Annotated in this window: 3 protein-coding genes; 2 read left to right on the top strand and 1 reads right to left on the bottom strand. The window is 58.8% G+C overall.

What is annotated here, in order from left to right; all coding sequences use genetic code 11:
* Nucleotides 1–17: 17 nt before the first annotated feature.
* Complete coding sequence (locus NW819_RS01275; RefSeq protein ID WP_414343871.1) at nucleotides 18–323, bottom strand: hypothetical protein; 306 nt, start codon at nucleotides 321–323, stop codon at nucleotides 18–20.
* Between the two features lie 172 nt (nucleotides 324–495).
* Between NW819_RS01275 and minC the strand changes: the two genes are divergently transcribed.
* Entirely contained in the window at nucleotides 496–1,230 is a 735-nt protein-coding gene (minC, locus tag NW819_RS01270; RefSeq protein ID WP_414412649.1) for a septum site-determining protein MinC, read from the top strand.
* Nucleotides 1,227–2,033 carry a septum site-determining protein MinD gene (gene minD, locus NW819_RS01265; protein ID WP_414412648.1) on the top strand — a complete coding sequence of 269 codons (807 nt, stop codon included), beginning with the start codon at nucleotides 1,227–1,229 and terminating at the stop codon, nucleotides 2,031–2,033. The genes minC and minD overlap by 4 nt, the downstream gene beginning before the upstream one ends.
* Nucleotide 2,034: the final 1 nt, after the last annotated feature.

Raw genomic sequence — 2,034 nt, 5'->3', positions numbered from 1 at the left:
GCTTGCCAACTGCAGGGCTACTGAAAGCCCGCCCTGTACCGCTTAGCGGTCAGAGTCGGGTAGTTTACTTGTCGATCGATCTGGCGGCCTAAGCTCACCTCTTGGGCATCGTTCAACTGGCTCACCTGCAGCCACTGAAGGCCATGAATCAGCAAACGGCCCAGATCTTGGGCATGGGCAGGGGATCCCATCCCAGATGCCGCAAGAATGCTGAGTAGGGCAATGGCGACCGGTCTCACCGCGCGAGAACTCCACCCCTTGGAGAGGAGAGGATCCTGTCCTGCTGGCGCGAGCAGCCTGAGGGTGTGGCGAGGTTTCAACATCAGGAATTGGCTCCATCAAGTACCCTCAAGTTAGCGATCCCGAAGCAAGATTGTCCTGCCACCCAAGCGAAACCGCTTTGCTATCAAGGGCAACCGCCGAGAGAGTTTCCCCTGGCTTGGGGGAATGGAATAGGATAGGGCTCTATATTCAGGCAGACGTTTAAGGGCGGTCATGACGGGATCCCCTACATGGAACCCTGAAATCTCCCCATCTCCAGACTCCTGGGCCACGGGCAGCGTTTACTTTCGGTCGGATGCACAAGGGATTCATCTGCACTTGCCCAGCACCTTACCTTGGGAAGAGCTTTGGGAAAACCTGGTTTGGCAGTTGCGCAGCCGCAAACCCTACTGGGCCGGGGTCGCTCCCCTCACCCTCTGGAGCCAGCAGCGAGAGCTGGACATGCCCAACCTACAACTTCTTGCTGCCCTATTGTCTCAGCATGGACTGCAACTGTGGCGCGTTCAAACTCGATCCCGCTCGACAGCGATTGCAGCAGCGACGTTGGGGTATTCTGTGGAGCAATCTTCCCTTTTGGGGGCAGTTCCCCCTGCTCCCCCAGACACCACACCTCTGTACCTACGTTCGACGGTGCGCTCTGGCATGTCCGTGCGTCACAGGGGCTCGGTATTCCTGTTAGGGGATCTCAACCCCGGCGGCGAGATCGTTGCTGGAGGAGATATTTGGGTTTGGGGACGCTTGCGGGGCCTGGTTCACGCGGGGGCCGACGGCGACAAGGGAGCTGTAATTTTGGCTTTGCAGTTGGAGCCCACTCAGTTGCGCATTGCCGATCAAGTGGCCCGTCCGCCAGAAGGTGGATCCCTGCCCAACACCCCTGAAGTGGTTTACCTGCAGGAGGATGTCATCTGCGTCGCCAGCCTTCAGGATTTTCTGCGGAGAGGAGTATGAGCCGAGTCATTGTCATAACCTCTGGTAAAGGTGGAGTCGGCAAAACCACCGTGACGGCCAACCTGGGCACTGCCTTGGCGCGCTTGGGTCGCTCGGTGGTGGTGGTGGATGCAGACTTTGGCCTGCGCAACCTGGACTTGCTGCTGGGGCTGGAGAATCGGGTGGTGTACACAGCCCTAGAGGTGATCGCCGGGGAATGTCGCCTCGAGCAAGCTTTGGTGAAAGACAAGCGCACCCCCAATCTCTCGCTGTTGCCGGCAGCCCAAACCCGCAACAAAACGGCGGTGCATCCGGATCAGATGCGCCAGTTAATCGAGAAGCTGGCCAGCAGCCATGACTATGTGCTGATCGATTGTCCGGCAGGGATCGAACAAGGGTTTCGCAATGCCATCGCCGGAGCCAACGAGGCCATCATCATCACCACCCCAGAAGTGGCAGCGGTGCGGGATGCAGATCGCGTGGTGGGCCTGCTGGAAGCTGCACAGATTTCATCGACTCAGCTGATTGTCAACCGCCTGCGCCCGGACATGGTGGCAGCCGGCCAGATGATGTCGGTGGAAGATGTGGTGGAGGTGCTGGCCATCCCGTTGGTGGGTATTATTCCAGAAGACCGCGAGGTGATCGTCTCCACCAACAAAGGGGAGCCCCTGGTTCTCTCCGCCAATCCAACTCTGGCTGCTCAGGCCATCCAGCGCATTGCCCGACGGCTAGAAGGGGAAGCGGTGGAGTTTCCCAAGCTGGCCAGCTTGAGCGAGTCTTTTTGGGAGCGGGCCAAACGGTTTTTAAACCAAAAGGTGCTCTGAC

Source organism: Synechococcus sp. R8-2, assembly GCF_047461715.1.
In the GTDB taxonomy this organism is placed as follows: Bacteria; Cyanobacteriota; Cyanobacteriia; order Thermostichales; family Thermostichaceae; genus Thermostichus.
This window is presented reverse-complemented; position numbering and strand designations above follow the sequence as displayed.

Coding starts and splice junctions, on each gene's coding strand:
- minD (WP_414412648.1), top strand. CDS start 1,227: ATGAGCCGAGTCATTGTCATAACCTCTGGTAAAGGTGGAGTCGGCAAA.
- minC (WP_414412649.1), top strand. CDS start 496: ATGACGGGATCCCCTACATGGAACCCTGAAATCTCCCCATCTCCAGAC.
- NW819_RS01275 (WP_414343871.1), bottom strand. CDS start 323: ATGTTGAAACCTCGCCACACCCTCAGGCTGCTCGCGCCAGCAGGACAG.